General features: G+C 65.9%; 18 protein-coding genes. 11 read left to right on the top strand and 7 right to left on the bottom strand.

Going from position 1 to position 18,681, the window contains the following annotated elements:
* Positions 1–32 precede the first annotated feature (32 nt).
* The 6 genes from ACSFBC_RS06060 (at position 33) to ACSFBC_RS06085 (ending at position 7,000) form a co-directional block, all read left to right on the top strand.
* The gene (locus tag ACSFBC_RS06060; protein ID WP_435509424.1) at positions 33–1,715 is read left to right on the top strand and encodes a DUF1302 domain-containing protein; all 1,683 of its coding nucleotides are present in this window, start codon (positions 33–35) and stop codon (positions 1,713–1,715) included.
* Between the two features lie 21 nt (positions 1,716–1,736).
* A complete protein-coding gene (locus ACSFBC_RS06065) occupies positions 1,737–3,104 on the top strand; it encodes a DUF1329 domain-containing protein (RefSeq protein ID WP_435509425.1) in 1,368 nt (455 codons plus the stop codon).
* Positions 3,105–3,219: 115 nt separating this feature from the next.
* On the top strand, positions 3,220–3,864 hold the full coding sequence (locus tag ACSFBC_RS06070) for a TetR/AcrR family transcriptional regulator (protein ID WP_435509426.1): 645 nt from the start codon (positions 3,220–3,222) through the stop codon (positions 3,862–3,864).
* A gap of 141 nt (positions 3,865–4,005) precedes the next feature.
* Entirely contained in the window at positions 4,006–4,857 is an 852-nt protein-coding gene (locus ACSFBC_RS06075; protein ID WP_435509427.1) for an ABC transporter substrate-binding protein, read from the top strand.
* Complete coding sequence (locus ACSFBC_RS06080) at positions 4,854–5,840, top strand: fumarylacetoacetate hydrolase family protein (RefSeq protein ID WP_435509428.1); 987 nt, start codon at positions 4,854–4,856, stop codon at positions 5,838–5,840. The genes ACSFBC_RS06075 and ACSFBC_RS06080 overlap by 4 nt, the downstream gene beginning before the upstream one ends.
* A 23-nt stretch (positions 5,841–5,863) precedes the next feature.
* Complete coding sequence (locus ACSFBC_RS06085) at positions 5,864–7,000, top strand: FAD-dependent monooxygenase (RefSeq protein ID WP_435509429.1); 1,137 nt, start codon at positions 5,864–5,866, stop codon at positions 6,998–7,000.
* A 12-nt stretch (positions 7,001–7,012) separates the two neighbouring features.
* On the opposite strand, the gene ACSFBC_RS06090 is transcribed toward ACSFBC_RS06085, so the two are convergent.
* Together ACSFBC_RS06090 and ACSFBC_RS06095 are read right to left on the bottom strand one after the other, a co-directional pair.
* The gene (locus tag ACSFBC_RS06090) at positions 7,013–7,360 is read right to left on the bottom strand and encodes a Rieske (2Fe-2S) protein (RefSeq protein ID WP_435509430.1); all 348 of its coding nucleotides are present in this window, start codon (positions 7,358–7,360) and stop codon (positions 7,013–7,015) included.
* A gap of 3 nt (positions 7,361–7,363) precedes the next feature.
* On the bottom strand, positions 7,364–8,302 hold the full coding sequence (locus tag ACSFBC_RS06095) for a VOC family protein (protein WP_435509431.1): 939 nt from the start codon (positions 8,300–8,302) through the stop codon (positions 7,364–7,366).
* A gap of 140 nt (positions 8,303–8,442) precedes the next feature.
* Between ACSFBC_RS06095 and ACSFBC_RS06100 the strand changes: the two genes are divergently transcribed.
* From ACSFBC_RS06100 to ACSFBC_RS06110, 3 genes are all read left to right on the top strand, one after another.
* Positions 8,443–9,351: a LysR family transcriptional regulator gene (locus ACSFBC_RS06100; RefSeq protein WP_435509432.1), complete on the top strand. Its 909-nt coding sequence runs from the start codon at positions 8,443–8,445 to the stop codon at positions 9,349–9,351.
* Between the two features lie 171 nt (positions 9,352–9,522).
* Positions 9,523–10,545, top strand: coding sequence for a WD40/YVTN/BNR-like repeat-containing protein (locus ACSFBC_RS06105; protein WP_435509433.1), 1,023 nt, complete (start codon positions 9,523–9,525; stop codon positions 10,543–10,545).
* Positions 10,545–12,920 (top strand): efflux RND transporter permease subunit, encoded by a 2,376-nt coding sequence (locus ACSFBC_RS06110; RefSeq protein ID WP_435510030.1) that lies wholly within the window; start codon positions 10,545–10,547, stop codon positions 12,918–12,920. The genes ACSFBC_RS06105 and ACSFBC_RS06110 overlap by 1 nt, the downstream gene beginning before the upstream one ends.
* Positions 12,921–12,998: 78 nt before the next feature.
* On the opposite strand, the gene ACSFBC_RS06115 is transcribed toward ACSFBC_RS06110, so the two are convergent.
* The 3 genes from ACSFBC_RS06115 to ACSFBC_RS06125 are packed head-to-tail and all read right to left on the bottom strand — an operon-like array spanning position 12,999 to position 16,011.
* Positions 12,999–13,895 carry an alpha/beta hydrolase gene (locus ACSFBC_RS06115; RefSeq protein ID WP_435509434.1) on the bottom strand — a complete coding sequence of 299 codons (897 nt, stop codon included), beginning with the start codon at positions 13,893–13,895 and terminating at the stop codon, positions 12,999–13,001.
* A 16-nt stretch (positions 13,896–13,911) separates the two neighbouring features.
* On the bottom strand, positions 13,912–15,408 hold the full coding sequence (locus tag ACSFBC_RS06120; protein ID WP_435509435.1) for an aldehyde dehydrogenase family protein: 1,497 nt from the start codon (positions 15,406–15,408) through the stop codon (positions 13,912–13,914).
* Between the two features lie 57 nt (positions 15,409–15,465).
* Positions 15,466–16,011 (bottom strand): cupin domain-containing protein, encoded by a 546-nt coding sequence (locus ACSFBC_RS06125; protein ID WP_435509436.1) that lies wholly within the window; start codon positions 16,009–16,011, stop codon positions 15,466–15,468.
* Between the two features lie 197 nt (positions 16,012–16,208).
* On the opposite strand from ACSFBC_RS06125, the gene ACSFBC_RS06130 reads away from it, so the two are divergent.
* Positions 16,209–17,159 (top strand): tripartite tricarboxylate transporter substrate-binding protein, encoded by a 951-nt coding sequence (locus tag ACSFBC_RS06130; protein WP_435509437.1) that lies wholly within the window; start codon positions 16,209–16,211, stop codon positions 17,157–17,159.
* Between the two features lie 174 nt (positions 17,160–17,333).
* Here ACSFBC_RS06130 and ACSFBC_RS06135 read toward each other — a convergent pair whose 3' ends face one another.
* Entirely contained in the window at positions 17,334–17,846 is a 513-nt protein-coding gene (locus tag ACSFBC_RS06135) for an ABC transporter substrate-binding protein (RefSeq protein WP_435509438.1), read from the bottom strand.
* On the opposite strand from ACSFBC_RS06135, the gene ACSFBC_RS06140 reads away from it, so the two are divergent.
* Complete coding sequence (locus tag ACSFBC_RS06140) at positions 17,788–18,111, top strand: DUF2274 domain-containing protein (protein WP_435509439.1); 324 nt, start codon at positions 17,788–17,790, stop codon at positions 18,109–18,111. The genes ACSFBC_RS06135 and ACSFBC_RS06140 overlap by 59 nt on opposite strands.
* On the opposite strand, the gene ACSFBC_RS06145 is transcribed toward ACSFBC_RS06140, so the two are convergent.
* Positions 18,054–18,590, bottom strand: coding sequence for an SDR family NAD(P)-dependent oxidoreductase (locus tag ACSFBC_RS06145; RefSeq protein ID WP_435509440.1), 537 nt, complete (start codon positions 18,588–18,590; stop codon positions 18,054–18,056). The two genes, ACSFBC_RS06140 and ACSFBC_RS06145, sit on opposite strands and share 58 nt — an antisense overlap.
* Between the last annotated feature and the right edge of the window lie 91 nt (positions 18,591–18,681).

Genomic DNA, 18,681 nt, shown 5'->3' on the forward strand with positions numbered 1-18,681 from the left:
CGCATTTTCGACAACAACGAGGAGACAACGAGATGAAGACCAAGAAACGTCGCGGCATCGCCCGCCACCGCCCCGCCATGTGGGCGGCCGCCAGTTGCGTGTGTGCGTCAAACGCGCTGGCGTTCGAATTCGAGACCGGTAACCCAGACCTGAGCGCGCGCTGGGACAATACCCTGAAGTACAGCGCCGCCGCCCGCGTCAAGGGCCAGAGTTCGGGCCTGACATCGCTGCCCAATACCGACGACGGCAACCGCAATTTCAGCAAGGGCTTGATCTCCAACCGGGTCGACCTGCTTTCAGAACTCGACGTGGTGTACGCCAAGCGCTACGGCCTGCGCCTGAGCGCCGCCAGTTGGTACGACGACACTTACAACCGCAGTAACGACAACCCCGGTTTGGCCGGCGGCGCCTTCCCCAATCAGGTCTCGGCGCCGTACAACGAGTTCACCGCCACTACCCGCCGCCTGCATGGCCGCAGCATCGAGGCGCTGGACGCCTTCGTCTTCGGCGGCTTCGACCTCGGCCAGACCCGCGCCACCGTGCGCCTAGGCAACCATAGTCTGGTATGGGGCGAAAGCCTGTTCTTCGGCGCCAACGCAGTGGCCGGGGGCATGAACCCAGTGGATGTCATCAAGCTGCTGTCGGTGCCGAACACGCAGTTCAAGGAGGCGATCCGCCCCGTACCGCAGGTTTCGGCGCAGTGGCAACTCAACCCGTCGCTGTCGTTCGGCGCGTTCTACCAGTTCCGCTGGGAACCCAACCGGCTGCCGGCGGCCGGCAGCTACTTCTCGGGCTTCGACTCCAACCCCGAGGGTGGAGAACGCCTGCTGCTTGCGGGCCCGGGCAGCCCCTTCGCTGCCAATGCCGGCCGCCTTCCCGACCAACGCGCACGCAATAGCGGCCAGGGCGGCGTGCAGGTGCGATGGCAGGGCGACGAGTCCGACTTCGGCCTGTACCTGATCCGCTTCCACCAGCGCTCGCACCAGCAGATCACCAACATCGGCCTGGCGTCCGCGTCGGGCGGCGGTTTCATTCCAGGACCCATCGGCTACCGCTTGGCCTACCAAGAAGGCATCACCGCGCTTGGCGCCAGTGCCTCGCGGACCTTCGGCGACGTCAACCTGGCGGCGGAAGTCTCGGTGCGACATAACCAGGACCTAGCCAGCACCCGGGCCAACGACACCGGCTTCTTCACGGGCCTGAACAGCGACAACAGCTCCAAGCCGGCCTACGCAGTCGGCAAGACGGCGCACGTCAACGTGAACGCCATGTGGACCATGCCGAACTCGCCGTTGTACAACGAAGCGAGCCTGGTAGCCGAGGTGGCCTGGAACCGGGTGATGTCGGTGACCCGCAACGCCAACGCACTGGACCCCAACGCCACCCGTGATGCCGTGGCGCTGCGCGCCTTGTTCGAACCGGCCTACCGGCAGGTGCTGCCCGGCCTCGACCTGTCGGTGCCGGTCGGCCTGGGCTACAGCCCCAAGGGCTCACGCTCGATGGCGCTCGGCGCCGGCGCCCTTCCGCCGTCCGGCGGCGGCGACTTCACGCTCGGCGTCAAGGGAACCTACCTGGGCGTCTGGCACTTCAGCCTGGCCTATACCCACTTCCTGGGCGGGCAGGGGCCCCTGCTCGACGGCAGCAACTCCTACTCCTACCGGCAGTACCTGAAGGACCGCGACTTCATCGCCCTTTCCGTGCGCCGAGCCATCTAATTACACATTCCGAAGAACATCATGAAGACACCTCATTCGACCACCCTGTCAATCCTGATCGCGATTACGCTAGCGGCCGGTGCTGCACGCGCGGAAGTCACGGCGGCGGAAGCTGCACGCCTGAAGACCGAGCTGACCCCGCTCGGTGCGGAACGTGCCGGCAACAAAGAAGGCACCATTCCCGCTTGGACAGGTGGTCTGACCACACCCACTCCCGGCGTCCAGAACGGCCGCCGTCCGGACCCGTTCGCCGCCGATAGACCCCTGCTGCAGATCACCGCGAAGAACATGGAGCAGCATGCCGACAAACTGACTGACGGCACCCGAGCGATGCTGGCCAAGTACCCGGAAAGCTTCAGGGTCGACGTCTATCCCACCCGACGTACGGCCGCAGCGCCTCAATGGATCTACGACAACACCTTCCTCAACGCCACACGGGCCGTCGTCCAGGACAACGGCAGCGGCCCCGTGGCCAAGGGCGCCTATGGCGGTGTCCCCTTCCCGATCCCGAAGACGGGCGCGGATGTGATGCTGAACGCCCAGGTGCGCTGGCGCGGCGAGTCTTGGAACACCCAGAGCAACGGCTACCAGGTCACCTCCGAAGGTCGGGCGGTGCTGGTGCATTCACTCAACGTGGACAATCTGGCGCCTTACTACTTTAAGGAGGGTACGCCCGAGAAGTTCAGCGGGTCCTATTGGATGGTCCGCGTCGCCACCTCCGCACCGACCATTCGCGCCGGCGAGGCCATCCTGGGACACCAGGCGGTAGACGAGAGCAAGACCTCCACGTGGGTCTACCTTACCGGCCAGCGTCGGGTACGTAAGCTGCCCAACTCCTGCTGCGACACGCCGCACCCGACCGCCGCCGGCATCGTCACCTTTGACGAGATCGAGACCTATGCCTCGCGCATGGATCGCTACGACTGGAAGCTGGTCGGCAAGAAGGAGATGTATATCCCGTACAACTCCAACCGGATCCTGCAGCCGGCCAAGGACAGCGACATCCTAGGTGCCCACCATCTCAACCCCGATGTCGTCCGCTGGGAGCTCCATCGCGTGTGGGTGGTCGAGGCAGCCTTGCGCCCCGGCCAGCGCCACACCTCGCCCAAGAGCGTGTACTACGTGGACGAGGACAGCTGGTGGCCAGTGCTGGCCGATCGCTGGGACGCCAACGGCCAGCTGGCCCGCATGCCCTTCTCCATCCCAGTGGCCATGCCGGACCTCCCCGGCGTGGTGGGCACCGTCTGGGGCACCTACGACCTTCTGGCGGGCACCTACTTCACATCGGAGCTGATGAACTCCTACAAGGAGCAATACAAGCTGCTGACGCCGCGTCTGACCGAGAGCCATTTCTCGTCCGAAACACTGGCGGGTGAAGCGGTCCGCTGAGTTCCGTGGCGTAGGGGCGGCACGGGGGCGGGACGACCGGGCGTGGCTGATAAGATCTCAAACGATTATCCAAGCGATACGGATCGTTTTACCAACGTTCGAAAGACCATCATCCATGCCCACAGCCGCTCCTGAAACCACTGACCCGGGCGTACGCACCCGGGGCCGGCCTCGCAACGAGGCCACGCGAGCGCAGATCCTCTCCGCCACCATGCGCCTGCTGGAAACCAACACCGTGCAGGCCATCACCATCGAAGCCATCGCACGGGAGGCCGGAGCCGGCAAGGCCACCATCTACCGCTGGTGGGAATCGAAGGCGTTGGTGGTGATAGACGCCTTCATGGAAAACCACGTAGTAAAGACGCCGATGCGCCGTGATTTGCCGCCGGGCGATGCCATCGCCCTGCACATCGCCGCCCTAACCCGGCAGTACGCAGGCTGGTCCGGACGAATCGTGGCGCAGATCATTGCGGAGGGTCAGGCCAACCCGGACGTGGCCCGCGAGTTCCGCGAGCGCTTCCACTACGGCCGCCGCGCGGTGGTCCGCGAAGTGCTGGCCGAATGGCGGAGTTCGGGCGGCTTGCCGCCGTCCACCAACCTGGAACTGCTGGCAGACATGTTCTACGCACCCATCTACATGCGCCTGCTGCTGGGCCACGCGCCGTTGGACCAGGGTTTTGTGCAGGAGCATGTGGCATTCGTGTACGGCCTGCTGGGTGTGCCGGTACCCACCTTCGATCGGAAGGACGGCAAGGGCTGAGCCGCCGCTTACCCCCACATCACCAACCGGAGGTCGCCACCGACGCCTATTGCCGATTCAGCGATTTCAGCCTTTCTCAAATTGACGAACGATACGTTTCGTTCAATAATAAAATAACAACAACAAGACGAGAGACAAGACATGCTTTTACGAGTGATGTGGTTCGTGCCGCCCGCCATAGCGGTGGTGGCCCAAGCCCGCGGGCCGGTCCGAGTGGAGGGGGAGCGCAACCTCTCCTCCCAAGCGCAGTTCGAGGCACTTTCGCGCGGCACCGTCGACGCGGTGGTGACCTCCATGGACAACGTGATGGCCTGGAACCGCTTGCCAGGACCGCAGGATTTCCGCATCGTGGCGCAGTTGGAGCGCAGCACGCCGCTTTCACTGGTGGCCCGGCGGGGCTTCCGGGAACTGGGCCATCTGCGTGGCACCGTGATATTGGTCGATTCGGCCAGCAACGGTTTTGTGGTGGCTCTGCGGGCAATGCTCCAGGACGGCGGCCTGCAGACCGGCGACTACACCCTGCGCGAAACGGGAGGCGTGCGCGAACGCCTGGAGGGCCTGCGCTCGTCCCTGGGCGCGGCCACCCTGCTCGGCCCGCCATTCGACGCCATGGCCATGGCCGACGGCATGGAGCAACTGGGCCGGGTCCAGGAAAGCTATCCCGACTTCCCAGGCCAGGGCCTCGTAATGCGTGACTCGGCCTCGCCGGAGGTACGCGAGGCCGTGCGCACCTGGCTGGCGGACCTTCAGCAGGCCGGCGCCGACATCGCGCGCCAGCCCGAGAACGCCTACGCGGCGATGGCCGCCACCGGCCTGCCCGCACCGGCGATCGAGGCAATGTTGGCCGACCGCCCCGCGTCGCTGCAGCCCAGCCGCGCGGGCATCGCGCTGCTGATCCGCCAGCGCGGCCGCTTCGGCCTGCCGGGCGCAGACGACGAATACGCCACCCTGGTCGACACGGACCTCCTTCCCCCTCCACTGGACACGCCATGACCCGCTATGCCCTAGGTACCTTCTCGAAGAACGACGGCCCCCGCTTCGCCGGACTGGTGATCGACGACCGCGTAGCACCGATGAACCGGCTCGCCGAGGCCGTGGGCGCCAGCCAGGCCCTGGCGCATGCGCGCGTGCTGGACCTGCTAGAACGCTGGGACGACGCCCGGCCCTGGCTCGCCGCCCTAGCCGCCGGCGCCGCGCAGTTCCCAGACTGGCGGCCGGCAGCCACCCTGACGATCCACCCGCCCGTCGATCTGCCCCGCCAGGTGTTCTGCACCGGCGCCAACTACCGCAAGCACGTGGTCGACCTCACCGTCGATTCCGGCGTCGGACCCGAGGGCCTGGATGCGCAGGGCCTGCGCCGCTGGGCCGAAAACATGATGGACGAGCGGGCGGCCAACGGCGAACCCTATGTATTCACCAAGCCGGTGTCGGCAATCAGCGGCCCCTTCGAGCCCCTGGTGCTGCCCGTCACCACCACCAAGCCAGACTGGGAGCTGGAGCTCGCCGTGGTGATCGGCCGGGGCGGCTATCGCATCCGGCGGGAGGACGCGCTCTCGCACGTGGCCGGCTACGCCATCGTCAACGACATCTCGGCACGCGACCTGATCGCCCGCACCGACTACAAGATGCTGGGCACCGACTGGCTGCGCTCCAAGGGCCAGCCAGGTTTTCTGCCCTTCGGGCCCTATCTGGTTCCGGCCGAATTCGTGCCACGGCCGCATGCGCTGGCGATGCGCCTGAGCGTGGGCGGTCGTACCATGCAGGACGAAACCACCGCCGACATGATCTTCGGCATCGAGCGGCAGATCGAATACATCTCTACCTATGCCCGCCTGCTGCCGGGCGACGTGATCTGCACCGGTTCGCCGGCCGGCAACGGCACCCACTACAACCGCTTCCTGCAGCCTGGCGACGTGATGGAGTCCACCATCGAAGGCCTGGGCACTCAGCGCACCATCTGCCAGGCCTCCGCCTGACACCCAGGGAAAGCAGAATGGCAATGGCCAAGAAACTCAGGATCCTGGTGGTCGGCGGCGGCATCGGCGGCATGGCGCTCGCGATTGGTGCGGCCCACAACGGGATGGAAGTGCGCGTGATCGAAGCCGGACACCGGCTGGATCAGCATGGCACCGGCATCAACCTGATGGGCAACGCATTGAAGGCACTCGATTCGCTCGGGCTGGCCGACGCGTGCCTGGAGAACGGCTACGGCTGGGACACGGTGCGCAACAAGAACGCGCGTGGCGAGTTGCTGAACCAGCTCGACTCGCCCCGCTTCTTCCGGCCCGACGCGCCGAGCGCACTCGGCATCATGCGGCCGCGGCTGGCGGAAATCCTCGAAGCCAACGCCCTGGCGCATGGCGTGAAGATCGAACACCGCACGCGGGTCTCCGGCATGATCCAGGACGACGACGGTGTCACCGTCAGCCTGGACAACGGCGAGACCGATCGCTGCGACCTGCTGGTGGCCGCCGACGGCGTCTATTCGACGACACGCGAGATGGTCTTTGGCACCCAGCACCGCCCCACCTACGTCGGCCAGGGCAGCTGGCGCTACACCGCGCGGCGCAGCGCCGAGGTCGAGGGTTTGAACCTCTACCACGACGACCGCGGCCATGCCGTCGGCGCACTGCCGCTGTCGCTGGAACTGTGCTATTTCTTCTTCGTGGAGAACAGCGAGACCCGGCCCTGCGTGCCGACCGCGGAGATCCAAGCCATGTTCAGGCAGCGGCTGGAGGGCTTCGACGCGCCCGAGATCCGCGACGCGGTCGCGGCCCTGAACGCCGACAGCTACATCAGCTTCCGCCCCTTCGACGTCCTGCTGATGCCACAGCCCTGGTACCACGGCCGCGTGGTGCTGCTGGGCGACGCTGCGCACTCGGTCACGCCGCACCTCACCTCGGGCGGCGGCATGGCCGTCGAGGACGCCGTGGTGCTGGGCCAGGAGCTTGCGCACAGCCCGGACGACGTGCCGCGCGCACTGGCCGCCTATTGCGAGCGTCGCGGCCCGCGGGTGAAGAAGGTCTACGAGACCACGCTGGCCATCTCGCAGATCGAACAAGACCCGCTGGGCAGCGGCGGCGCCGCCATGGCGCTGATGCACGAGGGCTACGCATTCCTGGCGCAGCCCTTCTGAAGGCACCGGATGTCAGGGCGCGGCGGCGAGGAAGACCTCCCCCACATCCGTGACCACAAGCGGCACCGGCGTGAGCGCCTGTCCCAGGCAGGGCCCGAGCGTGCAGCGCCCGGTATCGATCTCGAACTCCGCGCCATGTCCGTTGCACACGATGCGGCTGCCTTCCCGATTCAGGTAGGCATGGCGGCGCCATGCCATCGCGCTGCCCGGCCAGTGCGGGCAGGCGTCCCGGTAGGCGAACAGCTCGCCGTCGCGCCTGACCACGAACATCGTGTCGGAGCCAGCGCGCGAAGGCATGAAGCCCCGCGCACCGCCTTCGGGCAACTCGTCCCGGTGACACAGGCGGAGGCTTGCATCCATGGCTCAGTCCTTCTTAGGCTGCGGGCCGTTGGGCGCCCACTTCTCACGCCAATCGAACAGGAAGATCTGCGAGCGATCGGTCTCCGCGACGGCCTCGCGCGCCACCCAGCTGTCGTCGTGCAGGTCCATGTCGGCGTCATATTCGACATGGCAGCCCAGCGGGCTGTTGAAGTACCAGAACCAGTTGGAACCGAAGCGGTGCCGGCCCGGTCCCCAGTGCGACTGGTAGCCCTTGCCGACGAAGGCATAGCCCGCCACCAGGAGTTCGGTCGGTCCGCCCATGTGGAAGGTGAAATGCTCGCAACCCTGCATGAAGGGCGGCGTCTTGATGAAGAACAGGGTGTGGTGGTCCTGGGTACCAGCCGGACGCAGGAACGGCCCGAGCCCTACGAACCGGTCGCTCACGCGAAAGCCCAGCCGCTCGACGTAGAAGGCTTCGGCCTTCTCGAGGTCGGGCACGAAGTACACGACGTGCGAAAGACTGCGCGGGCGCGGAATCACACCCGGGCCTTCGGCCGGCGACGCCGGTGTATTGATCGGCCGGTTCGCGTCGCCCGGCGCGTTCACGCGCTCCGCGGGCAGCTGGAGCGGCCGGCGCCGGCTCACCTTGAAACCGAGCACGAAGCCGACATCGTCCACCGACTCGATCGATCCATCGTCAAGCCAGCGCACTTCGCGGTCGGTGGAGAGTTCTGCCGCGATCGCCTCCAGCGTCACCACGTCCGCCACTCCGTAGACCGTCTTGCGCAACAGGTTGGCGGTCTGCAGGGTCCTGCGCGCCAGCGAGGCGTCCTCGGCGTGCCGCACGATCACGGCGGTGCCGTCGAGTGCCTCGAAGCGCCCCTCGCTGACCGGCTCCAGGCCGTAGTCGGTGAGGTAGCGGGTACAGGCGTCGAGGTCCTCCACGCCAAAAATCAATTCATCGGGTCCAAGGATGTTCACGGTGTCTTCTTTCTGGTTTCTCCATCAGGTTGCGATGGCCCGGGCAAGGTTATGCAAGGCACGCGTCGCCACAAAATCGTTTATCTGGATGCACGATATCGAGCGCACCGATACATCCAGGGTTAGCCCCGGGAAGGCCTATGCACTATCAAAAGCTCGACCTGAACCTGCTCGTGGCACTCGATGTGCTGCTGCACGAGGCCAACATCGGCAAAGCCGCCGCACGCCTGCACCTGAGCCAATCCTCCACTAGCGGTGCGCTGGCCCGTCTGCGGGCGTATTTCGACGATCCGCTGCTGGTGCTGGTCGGCCGGCGCATGGAACTCACGCCACGCGCCCAGGTGCTGCGTGACGCCGTGCACGACCTGCTGCTGCGGGTGGACGCGACCATCACCGCCCGCCCGAGCTTCGACCCGCAGACCCACGACCGCGAGTTCCGCCTGTCCCTTAGCGACTACACCCTGCACACCCTCATGCCGGAGGTCCACCGCGTGCTGGCCCGCGCGGCGCCGCGGGTTCGGCTGCGCCTGCTGCCGCAGGTGCGCGAGGCCAGCCTGGCGCTGGAGCATGGCGAGGTCGACCTCCTCATCATCCCCGAGCCATTCCAGGCACCACAGCACCCCTGGGAGGCGCTGCTGGAGGAGCGATTCGTGTCGGTCGTCTGGTCGGAATCCGCATTGGCGCAGGGTCCGCTCACCGAGGACCGCTACGCGCGGGCGCAGCACGTGCTGATGGTGCCGCAGGGCGAGGGTGACCAGTCCTACGAGGACGTGGTACTCCGCGACGCACGCATCGGGCGGACCGCCAGCGTGGTCTGCTCGAGCTTCACCGCCCTGCCCGCCCTGGTGGTCGGCACCGAGCGTATCGCCACGCTGCAGGAGCGGCTGGCCGTGCAGGCGGCACGGCACCTGCCGGTCGTGGTGAAGGAGCCGCCGCGTGCCATCGGGATGCGCCAGGGTGTCCAGTGGCACCGCTTCCGCAGCGATGACCCCGGCATCCGCTGGCTGGTCCAGATGCTGCGCGAGGCCAGCCGCAGCGTGGACGATTAACCGGTGGCCAGCGGGTTTTCACTACAGCATATTTCGATACTGTCCGTATAGTATTTATTTACTGTACCAATCGGAATTGCGATGAAATCGACTCTGGGATCGAGGCCGCCCCTGCTGCGGCGAACTTTGCTGGCGGCAGCTGCCACCCTGTTTGCCGCGGGACCGCTCGCCATGGCCGCCCCGGCCTCGCGGGAGGCCGCGGCTGGCGTGGTGGGCGACGCGCTCACCCGCCCGGCGCTGCCGGTGCGCCATCCCGGCCAGGTGATGCTCCTGTCGGCGGCCGCTGCCGGTCGCCGCCTGGTGGTGGCAGGCGAGCGCGGCGTGCTGGCCGTGTCCGACGACGGCGCCGCCAGCTGGCAGCAGGTCGGCATACCGGTCAGCGTGACGCTGACCATGGTGCGTTTCGCCGACGAGCGCCACGGCGTGGTGATCGGCCACGGCGGCACCGTGCTCACCACCTCGGATGGCGGAAGCACCTGGACGCAGCGGCTCGACGGCCGCCGCATGGCCGACATCGCGCTGGCGGCCGCGCTGGCCTCGGGCGATGCCGCGCGCATCCGCGAGGCCGAAGGCCTGGTCGCCGACGGCCCAGACAAGCCGCTGCTGGACGTCGCCATGTTCGATGCACGCCGCATGCTGGTCATCGGCGCCTACGGCCTGGTGTTCGGCACCGAAGACGGCGGCGCCACCTGGCAGCCCTGGATGAGCCGGCTCGACAACCCGCGCGCCCTGCACCTCTACACCCTGCGCCGCGCCGGCGACACCCTGCTCATCGCGGGTGAACAGGGCTTGCTGCTCAAGTCCGATGACGCCGGGAAGCGCTTCGAGCGGCTGGCCAGTCCCTACAAGGGCAGTTTTTTCACCGCCGAGATGCCCACGCCGCGCGACCTGGTGGTGGCCGGGATGCGCGGCAATGTCTGGCGCTCACCCGACGGCGGCCGGTCGTGGCATGCGCTGGCCACGCCCGCTCCGGTGTCCATCACCGCTTCGGCACTGCGGCCCGACGGCACGCTGGTGCTGGCGACCCAGGCCGGTACGCTGCTGGAGGGTCGCGAGTCCCTGCAGGCGCTGGCCACGCCGCCCCTGCCGCCGCTCAACGCGGCGCTGGTGCTGGACAACGGCTCCCTGCTGGCCCTGGGCCTGCAGGGCGCACGACTGCTGCCCGCGGACGGCGCACAGGGGAGCGCGAAATGATGGCCGCTTCCTCGCACCCGGCAGCACAACCGGATTCCGCCCCCTTCGATCCGCGTTCGGGCTCGCTGGTCGAACGTGCATTCTTCAACCACCGGCCCTGGGTCGTCGCGCTGTGCCTGCTGACCACGCTTTTGCTGGGCTGGCAGGCGCTGCAAGTCCGACTGAACGCCAGTTTCGAGAAGTCGATCCCGACCGGCCACCCCTACATCGTCAACTACCTGGCACACCAGAAGGAGCTGTCCGGCCTGGGCAACGCGGTGCGGATCGCGGTGGCCAATCCGGGTGGCGACATCTACGACGCGGCCTACCTGGAGACCCTGCGCAAGATCTCCGACGAGGCCTTCCTGCTGCCCGGCGTGGCCCGCAACCAGATGAAGTCGCTGTGGACGCCCTCGACCCGCTGGAGTGGCGTGACCGAGGACGGCCTGGAGGGTGGCCCGGTGATCCCCGACGGCTACGACGGCTCGCCGCAGAGCCTTCAGGCACTGGCGGCCAACATCGCCCGCTCCGGGGAGATTGGCCAGCTGGTGGCGCTGGACGCCCGCTCTTCGGTGATCTACCTGCCGCTGCTCTCGAAGGACGCCCAGGGGCAGCCGCTGGACTACCCCGACCTCGCAGTCCGCCTGGAGTCGCTGCGCGGCAAATACCAGGCGCAGGGCGTGGAGATCCACATCACCGGCTTCGCCAAGATCGTGGGCGACCTGATCGAAGGCGTGCGCGCGGTGTTGGGCTTCTTTGCGCTGGCGGTGCTGATCGCCTCCGTCATGGTCTACATCCACACCCGCTGCCTGCGCTCGACGGCACTGGTGGTGGCGGCCTCGCTGGTGGCCGTGGTCTGGCAGCTGGGCATGCTCCCGCTACTGGGCTACACACTCGACCCCTACTCGATCCTGGTGCCCTTCCTCGTGTTCGCCATCGGCATGAGCCACGGTGCACAGAAGATGAACGGGATCATGCAGGACATCGGCCGCGGCATCGACAAGCTGGTCGCCGCCCGGTTCACGTTCCGCCGGCTTTTCCTGGCCGGGCTGACCGCGCTGCTGGCCGACGCGGTGGGTTTCGCGGTGCTGCTGATCATCGACATCCAGTCGATCCGCGAGCTGGCCGTGGCGGCCTCGATCGGCGTGGCGGCGCTGATCTTCACCAACTTGATCCTGCTGCCCATCCTGCTGAGCTACACCGGCGTGAGCGTCAGTGCAGCCCGGCGCAGCCTGCAGGCCGACAGCGACGCGCAGGCGCAGGGCGACCGCGCGTCGCTGTGGCGCTGGCTGGACCGTTTCACCACGCGGCGCCATGCCGCTCTGGCCCTCGTCGCCGCGGCGCTGCTTGGCGCGGCCGGGTTCGCCGCCAGCACGCGGCTCAAGATCGGCGACCTGGACCCCGGCGCACCCGAGCTCCGGGCGCAAAGCCGATACAACCGCGACGTCGGCTTCATGAGCAATGCGTACGGCGCCTCCAGCGACGTGCTGGCCATCATGGTCACCACGCCCGACGGCGAATGCTCCCGCCTGGCGGTGCTCAACAAGGTGGACGCGCTGGAATGGGCGCTGCGCCAGCTCGAGGGCGTGGAAAACACCGGCACGCTGGCCCTGCTGAACCGGCGCGTTCTGGCCGGGCTCAATGAGGGCAATCCGAAGTGGACGGAATTCCTGCCCAATCAGGACATGCTGAACACCGTTACCGCCGGTGCGCCGCGCGGCCTCTACAACGAAGCCTGCAACCTGCTGACGATGTACGTCAACCTGCGTGACCACAAGGCCGAGACGCTGGCCCGCGTGATCGCACACGTGGAGGCGTTCGCCGCCGCCAACAACGGCCCGGACGCTCGCTTTGAGCTGGCCGCCGGATCCGCCGGCATCGAGGCGGCGACCAACATCGTGGTGCACAAGGCATGGGTGCAGATGCTGTTGCTGGTGTACGGCGCCGTGGTGCTGCTGTGCCTGGTCGCGTTCCGGTCCTGGCGCGCGGTGGTCGTGGCGGTGCTGCCGCTGCTGCTCACCTCGGTGCTGGCCGAGGCCCTCATGGTGGTGCTCGGCATGGGCGTGAAAGTGGCGACCTTGCCGGTGATCGCGCTGGGCGTGGGCATCGGCGTCGACTACGCGCTGTACATACTGTCGGTGACGATGGCCCAACTGCGTGAGGGCAGGAGCCTGTCTCAGGCCTACCACCGGGCGCTGCTGCTGACTGGGCGCGTGGTGCTGCTCACCGGCGTGACGCTGGCCATGGGTGTCATCACCTGGGTGGCGAGCCCGATCAAGTTCCAGGCCGACATGGGCGTGCTGCTGGCGTTCATGTTCCTCTGGAACATGCTGGGCGCCCTGGTGCTGCTGCCGGCACTGGCCCACTTCCTGCTGATGCCTGCGCGCACCACCTGATCCGCTCGGCAACAAAAAAGGCCCGGCACCACCAGCGTGCGTGGTGCCGGGACTTTCGGCCTGGGCCGGTGCTGCTGGCTAGTGCGTGTCGGCGGCGTTCGCCGGGTCTGTCGCTAGCGGCAGGTTGCGCTTCAGCCATCCGGTGAGCAGGCCGGGGTACAGGGGATCGCCATCCGCGAACGGGAAGTGGTCGCCCTTCAGGATCGCCAGCTCCGCGAACGAGCGGGTGCGCTCGTAGATGCTGATCGCCTCGGTGGTCGGGGTCACCGAGTCGTCGGCGCCGTGGCAGATCAGGAACGGACGTGGCGCGATGCGCTCCACAACGTCTTCCGGCTTGAAGTCGAAGATGCTCTGCGCGGTATCGACCGGGAAATCCATGATGCAGCCGGGCGGCAGCAAGGGCCGCAGCGCCTCGGGCACCGGCACGATGTCCCAGCGCATGACACGCATCGACTGGCCGGTTTCCGCCTGGTACTCGCGGCCGCGTTGCAGCATGGCCAAGAACCGCTCCCACCCGCCCCCGCCCGAGTGCTGCAGCTCGAGCTTGCGCTCGCCGTGCGCCCAGCCGCCGATGGAGATCACCGCGGCCACGCGGGCGTCCACCGCGCCGACATACATCGAGATGGCCCCACCGAAGCTCTGGCCGCTGACGGCGATGGCATCGGCCCGCACCGCAGGGTGTGCCGACAGATAGTCGATCGCGGCCTGCGCATCGACCACCTGGTCCTCGCACAGGATGTGCCCGCGGATGCCTTCGCTGTCGCCGCATCCGCGCATGTCGAAGCGTAGCGCCACGTAGCCCAGCGACTCGTAGAGGCGGGCCTCCCCAATGTGCGTGGGGCCGTCCTTGTTGCCGCCGAAGCCGTGTATGACGATCAGCGCGGGCCGGCGCTCGCTGGGGGCGAGGCCGTCCGGCACGTGCAGCACGCCGGACAGGCGCCGGCCGGCGGAGTCGAAGTCGATCTTGGTTTGCATGGAGGGGTATCTTTCTTTAAGCGTAGCGGAGCAGCACGGACTTGCCCTCGAGGTATGACTCGAATGACTCATCGCCCAGGTCGCGGCCGTAGCCCGATGCACGGCGCCCGCCCTCGGGCAGGCCGGGCCATGGGACCGGCTCGGTATTGACGGCTACGCGGCCCGAGCGGATGCGAGGCACCACCGAATGCATGGTGGCTATGTCGCGCGTCCAGAGGCTGGCGGAAAGGCCGAAGATCGTGTCGTTCGCCAGCGCGATAGCGTGTTCGGTGTCCTCGAAAGGCATCACAGTGAGCACCGGCCCGAAGACCTCTTCCTGCATGACGGTGCACCGGTTGTCCTGCGTGGTGAGCACGGTGGGCCGAACGAAGAATCCGGCCGTGTCCAGGCGCGGATCGGCGGTCAGGCGCACCGCGCCCGCTTGCTCGGCGGCGTCGATGTACGCCAGCACGCGGGCGCGCTGACGCGCGTTGACCAGCGGGCCAAGCTGGGTGGTGGCCAGCAGCCCCGCGCCCACCTGCAGCGCGTCAGCATGACGCGCCAGTTGCTCGATGGCGGCGGCATATATATCGCGGTGGATGTAGAGCCTAGAGCCGGCCGCGCAGACCTGCCCGGAGTTGGCGAAGATACTGTTGGCGATGCCCTGGATGGCGCGCGTCAGGTCGGCGTCGGGGAACAGGATCTGCGGCGACTTTCCACCCAGTTCCAGCGTCAGCTTGGTGACGTTCTCAGCGGCCGCGCGGGCGACCTTCTTGCCGGTCGCCGTCGACCCCGTGAAGGTGAGCTTGTCGATGCCCGGGTGGGAGGCCAGAGCCTCGCCGCCCTGGGCGCCGCCGCCGGTCACGATGTTGACCGCGCCGGCCGGAAAGCCGGCTTCTTGGACCAGCCGCGCCAAGTACAGGATGCCGAGCGACGCCTCTTCCGAGGGCTTGATCACCACGGTGCAGCCGGCAGCCAGTGCCGGTGCGAGCTTCCAGGCAGCGATCATCACGGGCACGTTCCACGGGACGATGGCGCCAACTACCCCCACCGGCTCCTTCTGCGTGTAGCCGAAAAACCCGGCCTCGGGCAGGCCGCCGCTGATCTGCATCGTCTTGCCATGCCCGCGGCGGGCCAAGCCCGCCATGTAGCGAAAGGTGTCGATAGCGCCACCGACATTCAACTGCGACGCGAGCCAGATCGGCATACCGACGTCCAGCACCTCGAGCTCGGCCAAGATGTCGCGGTCGCGCTCCATAAGGTCAGCCAGGCGCAGCAGCAGTGCCTGGCGCTGTGCGCCGTCGAGCTGGGACCACGGGCCGCGCTCGAACGCGTGGCGCGCCGCAGCGACGGCATCGTTCACGCCATCGGCACCGCCCTCCGCGATGGTCGAAATGACCTTGCCGCTGCTGGGGTCGACGACATCGAGGCTGTGGCCGCCACGGTTCCATTCACCGTCGACGAATATCCTAGGCGATTCATCAAGGGCATGGCGCGTGCCAGCCGATATAAGCGATAGATCATTTTCAAACATCAGACCTGCCTCTTGTAAAGTAATGGGTAAGAATAATTTTCAATATCGACAAAAGGCTCAATCGGCGGCTTTGGCGGGCTGGTCGATCAATATGAAAGCCATGCGGCAGACCTTGTCCGAGCGATTCGACCAGCTGTGGTTGGTGGCCTGCTGCACCAGAACGTCGCCGGCTTTCATCAGGCGTTCACCTTCGTCGAGCATCGCGTAGATCTCGCCTTCAAGGCAAATCGCATAATCCAGCGTCTGGGTTTTGTGGAACCAGAAATGGCGCGGCCGATTTACGTCGCGCACCCCTTCCGCGTCGAGAAAACCCTGCAGTTTTTCCTGGTCGTACTGGTCGTCCGGTGGGAACTCCGCAACGCGCAGTAGCGAACCGCCCGGCGAGTGAAACCCGAAGCGCTGACCGGCGGGCGCCGGGTCTTGACCGGATGCGCTTGCCTCGCCGGTCACCCATACCACCTGCGCCTTCGGCACCCCGGGCTGCACCACGCGGTTGGGCGTCGGCTCGTCGAACAGGAAGTACGAACGACCGTACTCGTTCTCAGCCGTCACGAGCCGACGTACAGGCGTATACAGATATGTTTCAGAAGTGGTATCGGTCATAGTACCGCTCATAAAATACTCCTTTTAAAGACGAAACGTATCGTTGATTATAAAGGTACAAAATGTCAGCGATGAGACCAAGATCTCAAGAGAGGGTTAACACTTATGGGCAGACTATCTTTGCGCTGTAATCATCTCACTCAGGAACTTTACGATACGTCTCGTTCCGATACAAAGGAGATGAAATGGATCGACGGATGGCATTGAAGGGAACAGTGGCCGCAGCACTGGCAGCGGCAGGCGACGCCTGGGCACAACCGGCGTCCATAACCTTGCTGGTAGGCTACAACGCCGGCTCGACGCCGGACACGGTGGCTCGGTTGATCGGTCGTTTTGCCGGCCTGCAGCTGCACCGGTCTGTGATCGTGGACAACCGCGGCGGCGCTGGTGGCCAAATCGCCCTGAGCAATCTGAAGAACAGCGCTGCCGACGGCTCCTTCCTGGCACTGACGCCGGCAAGTCCGCTCTCGCTTTTTCCCAGCACGTATAAGAAACTGCCCTATTCGCCGCTGGAGGATTTCGCGCCAATATGCTCGACCTGTGCCATCGATTTCGCATTTGCCGTGCCAGCTAGCCATCCTGCGAAGACATTGGCCGAATTCATTAAATGGGCGAAGAAAAATGGATCGGATGGCAATATCGGAAATCCCGGCACAGGCACTGCGCCGCATTTTCTTGCTTGGGCACTCAAGAAAGCTGCCGGGCTGGAAGTGCCGGACGTTCCTTATCGTAATACTCCCCAGATTGCACTGGAACTTGCAGCAGGCAGCCTGTCCTCTGGTATTGCGGCGGCGGCCCTTTTTGCTGAATTCGTAAAGGCCGGAAAGATCCGCGTCTTGGCCACCAGCGGCGTCCAGCGCAACTTACTCTATCCACACAGCCCAACGTTCGCTGAAGAGGGTTTCGGCTCGTTGACTACCCAGGAGTGGTACTGCTTGATGATGCGTTCCAGCGTGCCGCGGGCCGCGTCCGACCTCGTGTTCGACGCCATGCGGTCCCTGGTGGGCAACGCCGCGTATCGGGAGGGCCTCGCGGGGCAAGGTATGCTGCCGGTGGTGCAGGGCCGTGCCTGGATGACCGAGCGCCTCAAGGCCGAGACAGAGCATTGGCGCGAGGTGGTGAAGGCCACCGGCTTCGTAGCTGACTAAAACGGCTAACACGACCTACAGGGACTTCCCACCTCATCAACAGCGGCTCATAGTTTTTCTTCCTGATAAACGGTACCGTGTTCGGCGTCGTGGTCGAGGAGGTCTTCAGGCTGGTGCTCAGCACCACAGCGCCCTTGCTGAGCACCATGTCGGTGGTGTAGGGCTTGATGTGGCTTAGGTTGTCCACCTATTCAGCCCGGAACGACTCGACCATGGCGAGAAGGTCGTTGAAGTACACGAGTTCCACGTCCTTGTCGGCCACCGCAAGGCGGGTGAACTCCCGCTTGAGGATGAGCTCCAGCGTGTGCCCTGAAGCGTGGCAATCTTGAGCTTGGGCTTGCCAGCTCCGATGTAGCCTTTGATGTCGTCCATCGACATGAGGCCGAGCTTTGCGTGCGCCACGACTTCCATGACGCCCCAACCTCCGGCAGCTGCGATGCCTCGGATGGGAACACCACTGTTTGCCGCGAAAAACGGGAGTATGAAGGGATTGGTACTGCATTCGATGGCGCGCCCAGCCAACACAGCGTTGTTGTCGCCTGGATCGGCGAAGAAGACGGTCTCCGCATGCAGCCCTTGCTGCACGAAACAACCGCTTTCCTTGGCAACGAACAACGGTGCCATGTCGATGGCAACGAAGTGCCCGGCCTTGGGGCCTGTGCCGAAGGCCAAGACCTTCAAGCTCACGATTGTCCTACCAGCCGAATTGAAGCAGCGCCTTGAGCGGTACGCGCAATTGCACAGCCATGGCCAAATCCATAGCGCGTTAGCGCTGTTGAAAAAACGGGTTTATAGCCTCCACAGCCTCATCCATTCGCCCTTCCCTCTCCGCATTGCGCATGAAGTCGACCCCTTCCACGAGGATCTCGCTAGGCGTGGGCGTCTGCTGGAAGATCACCATGACCTGATCGGCGAACTTGTCAGCGGCATGAATCGCACGTTGTACTTCTGACCCGGCGTCAGGTCCGTCTGCACGGCCGGCGGCACCAACTCGATCACTTCCACCTTGCCCCTCAGGACCGCACGCAGCGACACCGTATAGCTATGGATCGCAGCCTTGATCGCCGAGTAGGTCGGCGCGATGACCAACGGCACGAAGGCGAGACCCGAACTCACATTGACGATGGCCGCATCGGGCTGACGGATCAGATGTTCGATCAGTGCGTTCGTGAGGCGGATCGGCCCGAGCAGGTTGCTGGTCACGCTGGCTTCGGCATCGCTCAGGTCTCGGAACTTGTCGAGGCCCGACTCCATGCGCATGATGTCGACGCTGTTGACCAGCACGTTGGCTTCGGGGAAGTCCTTGGTGAGCTTCTCCGCAAATGCCGCGACTTTAGCAGGATCGTCCATATCGAGCGTGAGCGCGTGCATGCGCGACCGGTCTCCAATCGCCGTCTTCAGCGGCTCCATGCGCCGGCCCGCGATGATCACGGTGTTGCCGAGGTCATGGAAGCGATGCGCGAGCGCTCGCCGATCCCCGTGCCGCCGCCGGTAATGAGGATGGTGTTCTGGGTGGTTTTCA

This window comes from Variovorax frigidus, assembly GCF_051216515.1.
In the GTDB taxonomy this organism is placed as follows: domain Bacteria; phylum Pseudomonadota; class Gammaproteobacteria; order Burkholderiales; family Burkholderiaceae_C; genus Variovorax.

What these genes read in the sequence shown, in the direction of transcription:
- ACSFBC_RS06075 (WP_435509427.1), top strand. Translation starts at nt 4,006, where the DNA reads ATGCTTTTACGAGTGATGTGGTTCGTGCCGCCCGCCATAGCGGTGGTG.
- ACSFBC_RS06085 (WP_435509429.1), top strand. Translation starts at nt 5,864, where the DNA reads ATGGCCAAGAAACTCAGGATCCTGGTGGTCGGCGGCGGCATCGGCGGC.
- ACSFBC_RS06120 (WP_435509435.1), bottom strand. Translation starts at nt 15,408, where the DNA reads ATGTTTGAAAATGATCTATCGCTTATATCGGCTGGCACGCGCCATGCC.
- ACSFBC_RS06090 (WP_435509430.1), bottom strand. Translation starts at nt 7,360, where the DNA reads ATGGATGCAAGCCTCCGCCTGTGTCACCGGGACGAGTTGCCCGAAGGC.
- ACSFBC_RS06100 (WP_435509432.1), top strand. Translation starts at nt 8,443, where the DNA reads ATGCACTATCAAAAGCTCGACCTGAACCTGCTCGTGGCACTCGATGTG.
- ACSFBC_RS06130 (WP_435509437.1), top strand. Translation starts at nt 16,209, where the DNA reads ATGGCATTGAAGGGAACAGTGGCCGCAGCACTGGCAGCGGCAGGCGAC.
- ACSFBC_RS06080 (WP_435509428.1), top strand. Translation starts at nt 4,854, where the DNA reads ATGACCCGCTATGCCCTAGGTACCTTCTCGAAGAACGACGGCCCCCGC.
- ACSFBC_RS06115 (WP_435509434.1), bottom strand. Translation starts at nt 13,895, where the DNA reads ATGCAAACCAAGATCGACTTCGACTCCGCCGGCCGGCGCCTGTCCGGC.
- ACSFBC_RS06140 (WP_435509439.1), top strand. Translation starts at nt 17,788, where the DNA reads ATGGCAACGAAGTGCCCGGCCTTGGGGCCTGTGCCGAAGGCCAAGACC.
- ACSFBC_RS06065 (WP_435509425.1), top strand. Translation starts at nt 1,737, where the DNA reads ATGAAGACACCTCATTCGACCACCCTGTCAATCCTGATCGCGATTACG.
- ACSFBC_RS06125 (WP_435509436.1), bottom strand. Translation starts at nt 16,011, where the DNA reads ATGACCGATACCACTTCTGAAACATATCTGTATACGCCTGTACGTCGG.
- ACSFBC_RS06105 (WP_435509433.1), top strand. Translation starts at nt 9,523, where the DNA reads ATGGCCGCCCCGGCCTCGCGGGAGGCCGCGGCTGGCGTGGTGGGCGAC.
- ACSFBC_RS06110 (WP_435510030.1), top strand. Translation starts at nt 10,545, where the DNA reads ATGGCCGCTTCCTCGCACCCGGCAGCACAACCGGATTCCGCCCCCTTC.
- ACSFBC_RS06060 (WP_435509424.1), top strand. Translation starts at nt 33, where the DNA reads ATGAAGACCAAGAAACGTCGCGGCATCGCCCGCCACCGCCCCGCCATG.
- ACSFBC_RS06070 (WP_435509426.1), top strand. Translation starts at nt 3,220, where the DNA reads ATGCCCACAGCCGCTCCTGAAACCACTGACCCGGGCGTACGCACCCGG.